This window comes from Bacillus cereus group sp. BcHK124, from assembly GCF_027712065.1.
Taxonomy (GTDB): domain Bacteria; phylum Bacillota; class Bacilli; order Bacillales; family Bacillaceae_G; genus Bacillus_A; species Bacillus_A pacificus.
This window is the reverse complement of record NZ_JAQFPJ010000018.1, coordinates 80,444-95,070: the sequence shown is the minus strand read 5'-3', so window position 1 is coordinate 95,070 and position 14,627 is coordinate 80,444. Positions and strand designations below refer to the sequence as shown.

Here is a 14,627-nt window from a genome sequence, read left to right as displayed (position 1 = left end):
TCACTGGATTCCCATAGAAAACTGTGATGAGATGAGATGAGATTTTTGATTTTGAAGTACTTCAAAATCTTAGCTAGGTGGCTATGTATCGGTACCCCACAATAAAAAGAGGCTGTCTCATAAGTCTCTTTCGAAGTAAGATCACATGAAATTGAAAAGGCAGAAACGTTATAAAATCAGCGTTTCTGCCTTTCGCTTTTTATTAGATTTTGGCTAAAAAGCACCTTTTGGGACAGACTCTTTGATTTTAGAGACATGTTTCCTAACAGTTGATTTTGTTAACGAAAGTCGACTTCAAATCCATATTTTGTGTGAAATAAAAGCATATAATAAAAGTATGAGGTGATGGTGTGAAGGAGATAAACATTCATAAAATAATTGCGGATAAGAGAAAAGAAAAGGGAATTACACAGGAAGAGTTAGCGGCGTATATCGGTATTACGAAGGCATCTGTTTCCAAATGGGAGACAGGGCAGAGTTATCCGGATATTACATTTTTACCACTGTTAGCATCGTACTTTAATATAAGTATAGATGAACTAATCTGTTATACACCGCAAATGGAACCAGAAGATATTAGGGATTTATATCATAGACTAGCGGAAGCTTTTAGTGAAAAACCGTTTGATGAAGTAATGGTGGAGTGCAGAGAAATAATTAAAAAATATTATTCTTGTTTTCCGTTATTACTTCAAATGGGACTACTTTTTATTAATCACCATATGTTAACAGAGGATACGGATAAAAGAATTGAAATGTTAGAAGAAGCAATGAATCTCTTTAGCAGGGTTCAGGAAGAAAGTGATGATGTTTCTCTTGTGAAAGAGGCGGTATCGTTTCAAGCAACTTGCTATCTTATACTCAATAAACCGAATGAAGTATTGCAATTACTTGGCGGAACGATACGTCCTAACGTTCCAGAGGAAGATCTAATCGCACAAGCGTATCAAATGCTTGGAAATGCTGAAAAGGCAAATGAAATAATGCAAATTAGTATGTACCAACATTTAATACAACTCGTTGCGACAATACCAAATTACGTAGTAGTAAATGCCTCAAACGTTGAAAAAGTAGAGGTGATTTTAAATAGAGCTTTTATGTTAATAGATATATATGAAATAGAAACATTGCATCCCAATATGACTTTAAAAGTATACTATGCTGCTGCACAAGTATATTGTATGCAAGGGAATTTTGAAAAGGCATTAGAAATGTTACGTAAATATGTAGCAGTTTGTGCGGCAAGCTTCACAGTAAATAGTCTACATTTACATGGAGATTCTTATTTTGATGCGATTGATGGATGGTTTGCAGAATTTCCACTCGGCGCTAAAACAGTTAGAAATGAAGAGATTATAAAGCGAAGCATGTTACAAAGTATTGCAGAGAATCCAGTTTTCACTCCGATGAAAGATGAAAGAGAGTTCAAAAATATAATAACGAGTTTGAAATTCAAATTAGATATAACTGAATAGAAGGAGGACTAATATAATGACCTTCGATGAATATGAAGTAGCGATAAATAGTGAATTTACGTTGCAAGGTACACTCACTAAACCGAAAGCTGGCGGGAAGTATGCGGCGGTTATCATTATTGCTGGATCTGGAGAAATTGATCGTGATGGAACGATATTACCGCTAAAGCTTGAGTCGAACATATATAAAGATTTAGCACATGTAATGGCGAAGCTTGGAGTAGTGACGCTTCGTTTTGATAAGCGCGGAGTAGGAAAGAGTGACGGAGAATTTCTAAAGACTGGAATGTGGGATTTAGTTAATGATATAGAGGCTACGATTACGTATTTAAAAGAACAACCATTTGTTGATCCAGAAAATATCATTTTAGCTGGTCATAGTGAAGGGTGTATGTTGGCAACTGTAGTAAACGCAAGAACACTAGTAAATGGACTCATACTTCTTACAGGAGCTGCGGAATCGTTAGAAGAAGCTACGAAAAGACAAAGAGAGATTGCTTATAAAGAATTAAAAGAACAAAAAGGAATAAAGGGAAAACTAATGCGCCTTCTCGATGTGGAGAAACGTGGAGAGAAGCAGATGGAAAAAATAAAAGAGAAAATGATGAACACAGAAAAAGATACGATTAAAGTGGGTTTTAAACCGATGAACGCAAAATGGTTTAGAGAGCATTTTCAGCATGACATTTATAAAGACTTACAACAAGTAACATGTCCAGTACTAGCAATTGCTGGTGATAAAGACTTTCAGGCGAATCCTGAAAAAGCGAAGAGAATCGGTGATTATGTGCAAGGGGATTCTGAAGTACATGTAATAAAAAATATGGATCATAGTTTGAAAAGTTTTGAGGGGGATTTCAAGGTTTTAGAGTTTAAAAAGAATTATGAAGAAGGGGCGGGAAAGCCACTTCATCCGATGCTGGAAGAAATAATTATGAATTGGATAAGTACGAATTTTATCTTGCATAAGATCCCTGTATCAACATTAAGTGAATATGAGGGAGATGGAAAGGAGAGTAACTGCCTGTAAAAGACGGATTGTTGTCGGTTAATAATAGGTATGGAAATTAACATCAATGAGACATTATGTTAACTTATTACGAATAACATATACAACCGAAAGTACACAACATATCACTTCTTCTTAATGGTATAATAAGGAAAAAGGGGTCTGAATAATGTTTTTAGGAACCAGTATTTATTACGCTATTACTGCATTGATTATCGGTGTATTGTTGGGTGGAATTATACGTATAATTTTGCATACTAGTAATCGCAAAAAGCAAAATCCAGTTGAGCAAAAGTTAGATAGGATTATTCAATTGTTAGAAAAACAAAATAAGGATTGACTCTCTCCAAACGGGAGGAATTTGCTGTTTTATCGGCAGAGGGGTGAAGTATAGGATACTTCACTGCAATCCAATTAAAGTTTTACTTTCTCCATAATGCGGGTTTTATATAATATGAAAGTCAACGGCTATAACTACTTAAAATATAGCCGTTTCTTTTTTGGGAATAGAAAGGAAATGAAATTATGGAAAAATCAATAAAAAGTGAATGAATTGGAATGTTTATCTTTAATGAAACTTTTCATACATATGAACAAAACGAAGGAAAAGTACATTGGGAATTGGATGTTAGAAATGAGCATGTACACGTATATGAAATGATAAAAAGAGCAGAAAAGCTTTATATATGCTTAGAGGAATTTGATAAAAATGCTAAGGTCGCTATAGCGGAAGAATTAATAGAGTATAAAAATGATTTTTGGCCTGAATATGATGAGAATGATGAACATTTAAATTGGGAGGCTGTAGACGCAGGGGAGTATGATATAACGAAAGAAACATTTGAGAAGTCTATTACGCTTATGGACATTGTAATGAGAGAAAATGATATATATTGTGAATATAATGATGGAGATTTATTTGGAGGACATAGAATCCATGCTTCTTTTGACTACGAGCACAATTTATTAGATGCAGAAATTTAGTTTTGAGAGATGAAAGTGAAAAGGATTGATTATTATGATCAATCCTTTTTATCATTACTATAAGATAACGGTGAAATAATAAGGAGAGAGTGTCATAGTTTTTAATACGGTCCCCACTCAATATTAACCCCAACAATAAGAAAAATAAGTCCAATAATAAACCAAATGAGTGCAAGAGGAGCCATAAATCGAATCCATTTTCCGTAAGAAATGCCGCTCGCTGCGAGAACGCCCATTAAAACACCGGAAGTTGGATTGAGGCAGTTCACTACACCTTCGCCGAGCATAACAGCTTGTACTGTAACTTGGCGTGTAATGTGCATGAAATCAGCTAATGGAGCTAATATCGGAATGAAAATCACAGATTCACCTGTCCCGGATGAAATGAGGAAATGTAATGCGGCACTACTTACATACATACCGATAACGCCAAATACTGGGCTTTGTCCTTCGAGAGACTGTGCGAGTTGGTTAACGATTGTATCAAGTAATTTCCCTTGCTCCAAAATGACTGAAATACAACGAGCCATTCCGACGATCAAAGCACCGTATATGAGATTTTGGCAGCCTGCTAGAAAAGTAGAAGCGATATCGTTTGCTTTCATGCCACCTATTATTCCGGCTGTAATTGCTATGAAAATAAAAGTAGCAGTCATTTCTGCGTCTGTCCAATGTAGACGAAAAGCGCCAATTAAAAATGCAATTAATGATAAAGCTGAAACGAGTAAAATTAATTTATGACGTATTGTCCAAGGAACTTCTGTTTTCTGCGCTTCTTTTCCACTTGAAAGAGCATTACTTGGAAACCAGTTATCTCCGAGTATGCTTCCTTTATTCGATTTTTTTAAGCGTTTTACGTACCAATTAATATATAGAATGGTAGCAAGTAAAAAAGAGAGATAAATTGCTGTGCGTAAACCAATTCCTGAAAACATTGGGAGTTCCGCAATTTTTTGTGAAATGCCTAAAGGTGAAGGAGATAATATAGTAGCATTAAAACCAGCATAAGTCCCTAAATAAATAATTGCTACGCCGACGATAGCGTCCCATTTTAATGTGCGTGCAACGATGATGCCGATGGGGATAAAGCCGATAACCGAGTTAACGATAATACCAGTCGTTCCGAGAATAGAAAAGAGTGCGGCGACAATGCATATAAAAAGTAATTGCTGGTTACGAAATTTGTTAATAACATGATAGATTAAACCGTCAAGAGCACCGGTTTTTTCAAGAATCGCAATGGCACCGCCTGTAAATAAAATTAAGAAGATGATAGGAGCAGCAAGTGTCATTCCTTTTTCAATAGCGGTAAAAAAAGAAACAAACCCTACCGGTGATTGCGGAACAGAATGGTAACTTCCTGGTATTGTCGTTGTAACAGTCCCATTTGTAACTCTTTTAAATTCTCCTGCAGGAACGAAATACGTAGCTATTGCACAAAGCAGAGCAATAAAAAATAATAGTACGTACGCGTCAGGCATTTTAAACTTTCGTTTACTAGGCTGTTTTTTTACTTCAGTTTGTAATTGCATAAAACCCCTCCTTTTTTCACTTGGTTAATTTTCAATATTCTGAAATTTATCTGTAAAAAGATTATAATAAAGGTGGCTTCTTAAGGCAATAGTTTTTCTGTCCTTTTCCCGCACATACAAATTATTGCAACATTAGACAGGGAAACGAAAATAATCCAAGAATATGTTAAATAGAAAGTAAAAGGAAAAGAGGGAAAAAGATGTGGAAAACTACGGATCTATGTGATGAGTTTGAAAAGGAATTGCAAATATGCCGCCAATCTTTTCGGTCTTTTGGGAAGAAAGAACAATTTCACGGGAAAATTGCAACGGTAAAAGTGAAGGATGATAATGTACTAGTGAAGGAAGGATTGCAAACATTACCAGAAGGAACGGTATTAGTTGTTGATGGCGGCGCGTCTACGAATTGTGCGTTACTCGGTGATAATTTGGCAGCTATTGCAGAAGAAAGAAAGCTAGCAGGAATTATTGTGAATGGATATGTTCGTGATTCTAGTGAACTAAAGAATGTTAATATAGGTATTTTAGCGTTAGGAACAATGCCGAATAGAAGTGTAAAAGAAGGGAAAGGAGAACGAAATATTTCATTGCAATTTGGAGGAGTAGAATGGAAGCCAAATGATTATGTGTATGCGGATGAAGATGGCGTCATTATTAGTGAAAAAAGTTTGCATCGTTAAAGGTTAGTAAGTTACTATTCTTAGAAAATAAATCCGATAAAGCATGGACAAAATTCTATGTCAATAGTAAAATAATACAGAAATTTATAATTTACAGAATGTATAGGTTTATCGTTTTGCGATAACTTAAATGGAAGTCAGTTTTGCCTAGAAAAGTGAATGTTATCACAATGATACGTTCATGAACAAAATTATTTTTCCTATACAAATATAGCCGCGAATGATGCGGGTAGGAGGTGTTGCACAGTTTGTTCGACACTTACAAAAAAAGAGTGTCAATTGCACGCCCTTGAAGGGCCTTTTTTTGTGTGAATAGTAGTAAGGGAGGAAATTTTGGGATGGCAATGTTAAAAAAATGGCTGCTTACGTCGTTAATGGCAGTTACACTTGTATGTGTTTCTTTTGCGAATACAGTACATATTACGTTTGCTGAAGGAAATACAGCAAAACTTGCAATTGTTGGTGAATCACAAAAGGGCATTATGTTATGTCCGAAAGAAGAGCAAATTAAAGATGGGGAAACAGCGTTAAGCTTGCTGCAAAAAGTCATGGGGGACAAAGTAGAAGCTGAAACGATGTCGTTTGGAACGTATGTAAAAGGCATTGATGGGCTAATAGCCGGGGCTACAAGTGGCTGGCTGTATGATGTAAATGATAAATCTGCAGAAGTTGGAGCGGATAGTTATAAATTAAAATCTGGAGATGTTGTTGTTTTCCGCTTTGTTTCAGACTGGAGCAATATGAGCCAAGAAACATTACAACAAACATTAGATAAATTTGGTACTTGTAAAACGGTAGAAGAGCCAAAGACAGATGATCCAAAACCAGAAAAACCAGAAGAACCAAAAACAGATGATCCGAAACAAGAAAAGCCAGAAGAACCAAAGACGGATGATCCAAAACAAGAAAAGCCAGAAGAACCAAAAACGGATAATCCAAAACAAGAAAAGCCAGAAGAACCGAAGACGGATGATCCAAAACAAGAAAAACCAGAACAACCAAAGCAAGAAAACATTCAAGTTCCAGCAGCACAAGTAAATGACGCAATCTCTAAAACATCTGAAAAGATGTTACAAGATGGAATTGAAAGCGATTGGGTAGCTTTAGGCCTTTCTCGTTCGGGAAAGAATGTTCCAATTGAGGCGAAATTAAATTATGTTAAGGCTGTAACTGAAAAAGTAGAAAAGCGCATTAACCGTTTTTCAGCGACAGATTTAGCTAGAACGATTATTATGATGAATGCAATGAATGCAGACCCAAAAATGGTAGGCGAACATAATTTAGTTCAAAAATTGTACGAATCAGATAAAGTGAATTCTGTTACAGGTTATACATTTGCTTTACTTGCATTTGATACGAAAAAATATGAAATTCCAGTAGATTCAAAATGGAATCGAGTTGCTTTAGTAGATGCACTTTTAAACGCGCAACATACAGATGGCGGCTGGACTTATGATAGCGCAAGCAGTAAAGATAGTGCTAGTAGCGTTGATGTAACAGGTATGGTTTTATCAGCATTAGCTCCTTATCAAGACCGAGCAGATGTGAAACCAGCAGTGCAAAAGGCTGTCGCATACTTATATAATGAACAACTAGAAAATGGCGGTTTCTCTGCTGATGGACAAGAGAATTCTAATAGTGCTGCGCAAGCTATTATTGGATTATCCCTTGTGAAAGATGTAGATCAAAACCGTCTTCATAAGGCAGTGCAAAATCTATTGTCATATCAACTTCCAAATGGTGAATTTAAATGGTTACCAGGCGATCAAACCGGTAGCGGAATGGCAACAGAGCAAGCATTATTAGCTTTACTTCAGTTTAAAGACCTTGGAAAATCGATTTATGACTGGTCAACGGAATCTGTTATTGAAATCGATAAGAAACCAAATGTAGATTCAGAAAATGTTGTAGTAGAAAAAGAAGTTACTGAACAACCAGAAGAACAAAAACAAGTGCAACAAGAAACAAAAGATGACAATTTAAAAGTTGTTGTTGATAACGAACCGGTTAAACATAAAAAATCCGGAAATGGTAGCACACTACCAAAAACAGGAGCATCTTCTCATAGTGCAGCGACAGAAATAGGTATGGGTGTATTATGTATTGCTTCTGCATATGTATTATGGAGACGTAAAGCAGCTTAACAAAAATTAGGAGCAATCATTTGCTCCTAATTTTATCCCGCATTAACGGGCAGTAAGATCCCCACCTCAAAAGTTAGCGAGTGCAAGGAAGTTAGGTGGAGATTAACTGCCCGTAAAAGCCCGATTGGTTCAACTAATAATAAGTGGGGGGTGGAAAAGCCCCCCACTTATTAAAGTTTCACTTTATTATGAAAGGTGAGAGACAACATGAGTAAGATGAAGTGGTTTATTTCTTTATTGCTTTCACTCGGACTACTTGCCGGATGTGAAGAGGCAGCTGTAAAGCCTGAGAAGAAAGTAGAACCGAAGCAAGAAGAAGTAGCAAAACAAGAAGAGAAAAAAGATGAAGCGAAGCCGGAAGAAAAACCGGAGGAAAAACAAGCTGAACAAGAGCAAAATAAGCAAGAAGAGCAAAAAGAGAAACAAGAACAAAAAGTAGAAGAGAAGCCAAAAGAAGAAAAGCCACAGGCACAACCGGAAGTAAAGAAGGAAGAAAAACCTCAGGAACAGACTGCTGTTAATAAACAACCAGAACAACAAAAAGCACAAGAAGAGAAACAACAAGAGAAACAACAAGAGCAACAACCGAAAGCACCAGAAGTAAAAGAAGAAGCGAAGGTTGTAAATCAACCGAAAGAAACACCGAAGCAGGAGCAGAAGGTTGATCCGAATAAAGAGGAGAAAACGATACCGACTCCGCAAGTACCAACTCCTGAACCACCAAAACCAAAACCAGATCCAGTACCAATACCTAAAGCAAAACAAGTTACCATCTCAGTAAAAGGTAATGAAGGATATTTATTAGGGGCAAAAAAGGTGGATGTACAAGAAGGCGATACTGTTTATAAAGTATTGCAGCGTACAGGTTTAGATGTTGATGCGATGGGCTCTAAAGACGGTATTTATGTAAAAGGGATTAATGATTTATATGAAAAAGATATTACCGCTACTAGTGGCTGGAAATATCGTGTGAACGGTGTGTTTCCAAACCATAGTGCAGGTGTAGTTACAGTAAAACCAGGCGATACAATCGAGTGGGTGTTTGTATTAAAATAAGAAAGGCATTCGGTAAAGGACTATGAAAATAAGTTTTTCTTCTTTACATCCTTTTGTGAATTTTTTCTATTATATCGGGGTGATGATACTATGTATGATGTGTCTTCATCCTCTTTTTTTAATTGGAGCAATTCTATTAATCGTTATAATCAATGTGATGCAAGGGAATAGCGACAAGATAAGAAAGATGTTACCGGGCACAATCGTTTTCTTTATTATGATCATTTTATTTAATTCGTTATTAACGCATAGGGGCCGAACTACGTTATTTTGGTTAGGTGATAGCCGTATTAAGCTTGAGGCGATTATGTATGGGGTAGTAATGGGGTTATTATTAGTTGCGATTATGTTTACGTTTGCTTCGTATAATGATATTATTTCAAGTCATAAATTTTTATATTTGTTTTCTCGAATTTCACCGAAAGTAGCATTGTTAACGATGATTACAGTGAGATTTGTTCCTTTGTTTATAAGGCGATTACAGAAAATAACACTCGTCCAAAAAACGAAAGGTGTACAAGTAGATGCAGGTTCCATTGTTGAACGCATGAAAAATGGTATGCAATTATTGCAAGTATTATTAATTTGTTCATTAGAAGATGCATTACAAACGGCAGATTCTATGCAAGCTCGTGGATTTGGTGTAACGAAACGTACGACATATATTCGGTATAGAATGGAAAGACGCGATTGGTACACGCTCAGTTATTTAAGTATTCTATTTATAGCTGCTATTATATGTAGTACGTATGGCGGGGGAAAGTTAATCATTTATCCGAAAGTCGAATCTATTTTATTTCAGCAATACGATGGGATGATGTTTGTTGTATTTACGATGTTTATTAGTTTACCAATTATAATGGAAGGAAGGGAATGGATATGGTGGCGCATGCAGAAATAAACAATTTATCATTTGTATATGCTGATGAACACGAAAAAGCGTTGCAGCATATTTCTCTTTCTGTTCAAAAAGGAGAGTTTATTGCACTTGCTGGAGGATCAGGATCCGGGAAGACGACTTTATTAAAACATTTTAAAAAGGAATTACTTCCAATTGGTAAGCGTACTGGGGATACATATTATGATGGTACTTTATTAGAAAATGTACCGGACTTGTTATCTGCCCAAGAAATTGGCATGGTATTTCAAAATCCAGAAAATCAGCTCGTAATGGATACGGTCATTCAAGAATTAGCATTTTCTTTAGAAAATATCGGATTACCATCTCACATTATTCAAAAACGAATAGCCGAGCTTATTAGCTTCTTAGGATTCCAAGATTTATTGCACCAATCTGTTCATACGTTATCTGGCGGGCAGAAGCAACTTGTCAATTTAGCTGCGGTATTAGTTATGCAGCCGAAGTTACTATTATTAGATGAACCAACTGCGCAGTTAGATCCAATTGCTGCGAAAGAGTTTTTAGGGTTGTTAAAGCGTATTAATGAAGAACTTGGCATTACGATCGTTTTAAGTGAACATCGTTTAGATGAGGTAATACCACTTGCTACGCGCGTTATTTGTATGAATAACGGCCGAATCGTGTATGATGGTAGTCCGAAAAGGGTTATAGCGAACATGTGGGAAGTAGAAGGATTTCGTCCATTTATTCCGCAAATTCCAAGATTGTTTTTAGAGTGGAATGCGAAAGATATACCATTTACAGTGCGAGAAGCACAAATGAAAATGAATGATTTTTCAGCGATATCATATGTAAATGAGCCAATAGTACGAAGGGAAAAGCAAGAAGTCATTTTAAGTGCAGAGCATATTTCGTTCCAATATGAAAAGAGTAGTCCGCTTATTTTACGAGATTTAACAGTATCGATTGAAAAAGGAAAATGGGTAGCTCTCGTTGGAAAGAATGGGACAGGTAAGTCTACACTGTTAACGATTTTAGCAGGGTTACAAAAAGCGAGAAGAGGGAAAGTAAAGTGGAATGGGAAAGTGATACATAAAATTGATTCGAAAGAACGATTTAAAAGGATCGGGTATGTATCGCAGCATCCGTATTATCATTTTACATTTGATACAGTGTGGGACGAGGTGTATGAACGAGCGCGTGAATTATACGGAGAACAAGGAAAAGAAATAGCAGAACAGCAGCTTAAAAAGTTTTGGCTATATGCACTTAAAGAACGCCATCCGCATGATTGTAGCGGGGGAGAGCAACAATTACTTGCATTATGTACGACGTTATTGTCAAAGCCGACTTTATTATTACTGGATGAACCGACAAAAGGACTAGATCCGTGGAAGAAAGAAAGGGTAGGAGAGTTATTTAGGAAACTGCAAAAAGAAGGGACAACAATTGTAATGGCAACGCATGATATTGAGTTTGCAGCGAAATACGTGGATCAATGCATGATGTTATTTGATGGAGCAGTCATTATGAATGATGCACCGAAAGAATTTTTTAGTGGCAACTTCTTTTATACAACCTCTATCAATCGATTTATTCGAAAAGAATTGCCATATGCATTAACGTGGGAGGATGTGTACGAAGCGTGTCCAAACGATATGTTGCATTCATAGTATGCATTTTTGCAGTGATAATAGGCACATTACTTTTTACTACACTTATCATGGACGGTTATTACATGTTAAGTAGTTTGTTTTTATTAGTTGTTATTATGTTACCTTTCTATATCCGTTTTGAAAGGAAGGCGTTTGTTTCACGTGAAATTGTTCTCGTTGCTGTGTTAGCAGCAATTGCAGCAGTGAGCCGTGTACCATTTTCTATTTTACCAAGTGTACAACCGACTTCTTTTGTCATTATTGTTTCTGCAATGGTGTTCGGAAGTGAAACTGGTTTTATGATTGGTGCAACAGCGGCTATCGTATCTAACATTTTTTTAGGACAAGGTCCGTGGACGCCGTGGCAAATGTTTTCATGGGGTATGATGGGTTTTATAGCTGGATTATTGCGGAATACATTTTTAATGAAAAAGTTATGGGGAAGACTTCTATACGGATTGTTTGTTGGATTTTTATTTGGCTGGATTATGAATTTCTGGGGGCTTCTCGGTTTTATACGAGAGGCAACGTGGGAAACAGTCATTTCGTATTATATCGCAAGTTTTTATTTTGATTTGAGCCATGCAATTTCAAATGTTGTGTTCTTACTACTATTTAGTACGTCTTGGATTACGATTCTTACAAGATTTAAAAAGAAATATGGCATATTGGATAAGCATAACATGGTATAGAAAAGCATACTCATATAAGGTAGGGTCGCGACTTACATATTCGTTTGCCTCTTTCATGCTTCTTACATATTGTAAGGAGCATTTTTCTGTATATTTTTTAATTATAACGGCAATAATTATGAAGTATGCCATTTGAAAAAACTTCCCACCTTATGATGGGAAGTTTTTTCACTCTTGTTCTAAAATGTGAACGGTGTAATCGCAGCGTTGAATAGCTTGTTCGATCGCATAAAGAGATTGCTCAATACGAGCGCGATTAAAATCTTTTTCAACAGTCTGTAGTGCTTCTTCTAAACAATGTTTTGCTTCTTGTAACGATTGAAAAGAATCTTGTACATATCCGCGAGCATTTTGATGCATTTCATAATCCTCCTTGCATACTCATATATGTATAGTATGAGCAGTAAAGAAGAAAATATAATTCGTTATATTTGTTTGACAATTAAAATGAAATTACGTATAGTAAGAATTAAGTGAATATTTTCTTATCCAGAGAGGTGGAGGGACTGGCCCGATGAAACCCAGCAACCGCGATGCAGGTGCTAATTCCAGCAGAACAAATTTGTTCTGGGAGATAAGACGAAGATATATACGTAACTTCTTCTTATCGGAGAGGTTTTTTTATTGCAAAAAAACCGATTACGAAAATTTATATTAAGAAGAAAGGGGTTGCGAAGTACTGTGACACTCGAAAAATACGTCAAACTGCGTAGTACAGTTTATGAATATATGATAGAGCAAGATAAGCCAATATCATTGTTAGATATTCAAGAACATATCGTTTCGCATCATGAAGGAAAATTCACGAAAAAGATGTTACATCAATTTTATTTATCAAGATTATTAGATGAACTGAAACTGGATGGGAAAATTACATTAGCTGATGAATATCTCTATGCTGAAAAAGGGGTATTTTATAAGGCGAGAAAAGGGAGCTAAGCTCTCTTTTTTTTTGAAGTATGTAGAGTAAAAGACTGCTTAAGCAGCCTGATACAGGGAATGGTGTTGAGTGTGTAGTGTCAAAAATTGAATGTGCCTGAAAGAGGCAATTCATATCGGCTGCAAATGAAAAGAGACACCTTCGCCGAATAGGTGTCAGTCGTTTTTGTCACATAGACTTGCTATTTGACAGTTATTAGAATAACATGCAGTGGCTCTAGAAGTCAAAAGGGAATTAAAGGAAGAGGTGTTGTTATGTACGCTTATTTAATAAAAGAACTATATAGGTATATCCCGAAACACATTATTGATAGAGGGTATGAATATTATGAAGATGGACATGTAGAAGATGTAGAAATACATAATAATAAAGTATTTGCATTTGTGACTGGTAATGCAGGGAATTATGCAGTAGTGATTGAACTCGATGATTTTTCAGAAAGTAGTTGTGAGTGTCCATATGAGAATTATTGTAAACATATGGCGGCGGTTGTTTATGATATTCAAAGTGCTGGCGAGAGTACGGTTAAATCGAAATTGCAAGGTTTAGAAAAAGAAGAGTTACTTATAGTATTAAACCGGTTGTTACAAAGTTCAAAAAACGTGCAAATTGTAGAGAAGATGTTAAAGAAGGGGAAAATTTAACTTATAGAGGGAGTTGTTTTGTAGTGAATGTACTAATTGTATACGCCCATCCTAGTCCTTCAAGCTTTAACGCGGCGATTTTAGAGCATGTGCAAAAAGGATTGCAAGAAACTAATCATTCGGTTACAGTACTTGATTTATATAAAGAACAATTTGATCCCGTCCTTGTATTTAATGAAGAGAAGAAAAGACGTGATTTAGTAAATGAAGAAGAAACAGCCCGGTACAGAACATTAGTAGAAGAAGCAGATATGCTTCTATTCATCTATCCTATATGGTGGTGGGGGATGCCAGCTATTTTAAAAGGGTTTATTGATCGCATTTTCGTAGCTGGATTTGCTTATAAATATGAAGGGGCCCTGCCGAAAGGCTTATTGAAAGGTAAGAAGGCATGGGTAATTAATACGTTAGACTCACCGTTATGGTACGTTGCATTACTATATCGATCAGCAGATTGGATTATAATGAAGAGAGGTGTTTTACGTTTTTGCGGCATTCGCGATATAAAACGGTCAGTATTTCAATCTGTGAAAACGAGTAAACGAGAGAAGCGGGAAAAGTGGTTATTACAAATAGAAGAAAAGGCTCGTACATTATGAATGAAATGGAACGTATTATAAAGTGTTGCGGGGATGACAACGAACTTTTGCGAACGTATATTACATGTTTACTTCAACTGAAGGAATGTAGTGAAACGTTTGGGCAAATTCAAATAGAGTTAAGAAATGACTACTTGATAAGAGGAATTTGTGAAAGAGAAGTTGATGAGATAGTAATGGGAAGTAAAGAATATGAAACATATTTTCTTCCTAAAGCGTTACAGTGGAATTTTTTGAGGGAACATCCACACCTGATCGGAAAAATTTGCGAAGATTTTTTTGCATTTGAGTCATTACATCTTACGGATTTAGAGTGGAAAACCATGATGAATTGCGTGGGAAATAAGTGAATTAT

General features: G+C 36.1%; 16 protein-coding genes and 1 riboswitch. Of the genes, 14 read left to right on the top strand and 2 right to left on the bottom strand.

From position 1 onward, the window contains the following. Positions 1-350: 350 nt before the first annotated feature. From PDK19_RS21380 to PDK19_RS21365, 4 genes are all read left to right on the top strand, one after another. A complete protein-coding gene (locus PDK19_RS21380; protein WP_074568146.1) occupies positions 351-1,475 on the top strand; it encodes a helix-turn-helix domain-containing protein in 1,125 nt (374 codons plus the stop codon). A gap of 16 nt (positions 1,476-1,491) precedes the next feature. Next, positions 1,492-2,505, top strand: coding sequence for an alpha/beta hydrolase family protein (locus PDK19_RS21375; RefSeq protein ID WP_074615435.1), 1,014 nt, complete (start codon positions 1,492-1,494; stop codon positions 2,503-2,505). A 148-nt stretch (positions 2,506-2,653) separates the two neighbouring features. Beyond that, entirely contained in the window at positions 2,654-2,824 is a 171-nt protein-coding gene (locus PDK19_RS21370) for a DUF4083 family protein (RefSeq protein WP_000478432.1), read from the top strand. 218 nt (positions 2,825-3,042) lie between these two features. Beyond that, positions 3,043-3,468 (top strand): DUF2262 domain-containing protein, encoded by a 426-nt coding sequence (locus PDK19_RS21365; protein WP_049111173.1) that lies wholly within the window; start codon positions 3,043-3,045, stop codon positions 3,466-3,468. 101 nt (positions 3,469-3,569) lie between these two features. Here the strand turns inward: PDK19_RS21365 and PDK19_RS21360 are convergent, their stop codons facing one another. Then, a complete protein-coding gene (locus PDK19_RS21360; protein ID WP_001176958.1) occupies positions 3,570-5,000 on the bottom strand; it encodes a YfcC family protein in 1,431 nt (476 codons plus the stop codon). A 200-nt stretch (positions 5,001-5,200) separates the two neighbouring features. Between PDK19_RS21360 and rraA the strand changes: the two genes are divergently transcribed. The 6 genes from rraA to PDK19_RS21330 all read left to right on the top strand — a co-directional run bounded on the left by rraA (position 5,201) and on the right by PDK19_RS21330 (position 12,089). Next, on the top strand, positions 5,201-5,680 hold the full coding sequence (rraA, locus tag PDK19_RS21355; RefSeq protein ID WP_000266043.1) for a ribonuclease E activity regulator RraA: 480 nt from the start codon (positions 5,201-5,203) through the stop codon (positions 5,678-5,680). A gap of 338 nt (positions 5,681-6,018) precedes the next feature. Beyond that, on the top strand, positions 6,019-7,824 hold the full coding sequence (locus tag PDK19_RS21350) for a DUF4430 domain-containing protein (RefSeq protein ID WP_074615434.1): 1,806 nt from the start codon (positions 6,019-6,021) through the stop codon (positions 7,822-7,824). 207 nt (positions 7,825-8,031) lie between these two features. Next, positions 8,032-8,880, top strand: a complete 849-nt coding sequence (locus tag PDK19_RS21345; protein ID WP_000041433.1) for a DUF4430 domain-containing protein — start codon at positions 8,032-8,034, stop codon at positions 8,878-8,880. A gap of 22 nt (positions 8,881-8,902) precedes the next feature. Continuing rightward, complete coding sequence (locus PDK19_RS21340) at positions 8,903-9,781, top strand: energy-coupling factor transporter transmembrane component T (RefSeq protein WP_074615432.1); 879 nt, start codon at positions 8,903-8,905, stop codon at positions 9,779-9,781. After that, a complete protein-coding gene (locus PDK19_RS21335; protein ID WP_049111177.1) occupies positions 9,754-11,415 on the top strand; it encodes an ABC transporter ATP-binding protein in 1,662 nt (553 codons plus the stop codon). The genes PDK19_RS21340 and PDK19_RS21335 overlap by 28 nt, the downstream gene beginning before the upstream one ends. Further along, positions 11,388-12,089 carry an ECF transporter S component gene (locus PDK19_RS21330; protein ID WP_074615431.1) on the top strand — a complete coding sequence of 234 codons (702 nt, stop codon included), beginning with the start codon at positions 11,388-11,390 and terminating at the stop codon, positions 12,087-12,089. The genes PDK19_RS21335 and PDK19_RS21330 overlap by 28 nt, the downstream gene beginning before the upstream one ends. Before the next feature lie 168 nt (positions 12,090-12,257). On the opposite strand, the gene PDK19_RS21325 is transcribed toward PDK19_RS21330, so the two are convergent. Further along, entirely contained in the window at positions 12,258-12,449 is a 192-nt protein-coding gene (locus tag PDK19_RS21325; protein ID WP_000554030.1) for a hypothetical protein, read from the bottom strand. Between the two features lie 122 nt (positions 12,450-12,571). Next, a riboswitch (SAM riboswitch) is annotated at positions 12,572-12,670 on the top strand. Positions 12,671-12,770: 100 nt separating this feature from the next. On the opposite strand from PDK19_RS21325, the gene PDK19_RS21320 reads away from it, so the two are divergent. From PDK19_RS21320 to PDK19_RS21305, 4 genes are all read left to right on the top strand, one after another. Then, a complete protein-coding gene (locus tag PDK19_RS21320; protein ID WP_000171475.1) occupies positions 12,771-13,028 on the top strand; it encodes a hypothetical protein in 258 nt (85 codons plus the stop codon). A gap of 255 nt (positions 13,029-13,283) precedes the next feature. Further along, positions 13,284-13,673: an SWIM zinc finger family protein gene (locus tag PDK19_RS21315; protein ID WP_000271479.1), complete on the top strand. Its 390-nt coding sequence runs from the start codon at positions 13,284-13,286 to the stop codon at positions 13,671-13,673. A gap of 23 nt (positions 13,674-13,696) precedes the next feature. Further along, entirely contained in the window at positions 13,697-14,272 is a 576-nt protein-coding gene (locus tag PDK19_RS21310) for an NAD(P)H-dependent oxidoreductase (protein ID WP_016718056.1), read from the top strand. Continuing rightward, a complete protein-coding gene (locus tag PDK19_RS21305; RefSeq protein ID WP_049111179.1) occupies positions 14,269-14,622 on the top strand; it encodes a hypothetical protein in 354 nt (117 codons plus the stop codon). The genes PDK19_RS21310 and PDK19_RS21305 overlap by 4 nt, the downstream gene beginning before the upstream one ends. Positions 14,623-14,627 lie beyond the last annotated feature (5 nt).

Excerpts from the sequence above, each read along its gene's own strand:
- PDK19_RS21345 (WP_000041433.1), top strand. The coding sequence starts at position 8,032 with ATGAGTAAGATGAAGTGGTTTATTTCTTTATTGCTTTCACTCGGACTA.
- PDK19_RS21315 (WP_000271479.1), top strand. The coding sequence starts at position 13,284 with ATGTACGCTTATTTAATAAAAGAACTATATAGGTATATCCCGAAACAC.
- PDK19_RS21305 (WP_049111179.1), top strand. The coding sequence starts at position 14,269 with ATGAATGAAATGGAACGTATTATAAAGTGTTGCGGGGATGACAACGAA.
- PDK19_RS21375 (WP_074615435.1), top strand. The coding sequence starts at position 1,492 with ATGACCTTCGATGAATATGAAGTAGCGATAAATAGTGAATTTACGTTG.
- PDK19_RS21350 (WP_074615434.1), top strand. The coding sequence starts at position 6,019 with ATGGCAATGTTAAAAAAATGGCTGCTTACGTCGTTAATGGCAGTTACA.
- PDK19_RS21335 (WP_049111177.1), top strand. The coding sequence starts at position 9,754 with ATGGATATGGTGGCGCATGCAGAAATAAACAATTTATCATTTGTATAT.
- PDK19_RS21325 (WP_000554030.1), bottom strand. The coding sequence starts at position 12,449 with ATGCATCAAAATGCTCGCGGATATGTACAAGATTCTTTTCAATCGTTA.
- PDK19_RS21365 (WP_049111173.1), top strand. The coding sequence starts at position 3,043 with ATGTTTATCTTTAATGAAACTTTTCATACATATGAACAAAACGAAGGA.
- PDK19_RS21340 (WP_074615432.1), top strand. The coding sequence starts at position 8,903 with ATGAAAATAAGTTTTTCTTCTTTACATCCTTTTGTGAATTTTTTCTAT.
- PDK19_RS21370 (WP_000478432.1), top strand. The coding sequence starts at position 2,654 with ATGTTTTTAGGAACCAGTATTTATTACGCTATTACTGCATTGATTATC.
- rraA (WP_000266043.1), top strand. The coding sequence starts at position 5,201 with ATGTGGAAAACTACGGATCTATGTGATGAGTTTGAAAAGGAATTGCAA.
- PDK19_RS21360 (WP_001176958.1), bottom strand. The coding sequence starts at position 5,000 with ATGCAATTACAAACTGAAGTAAAAAAACAGCCTAGTAAACGAAAGTTT.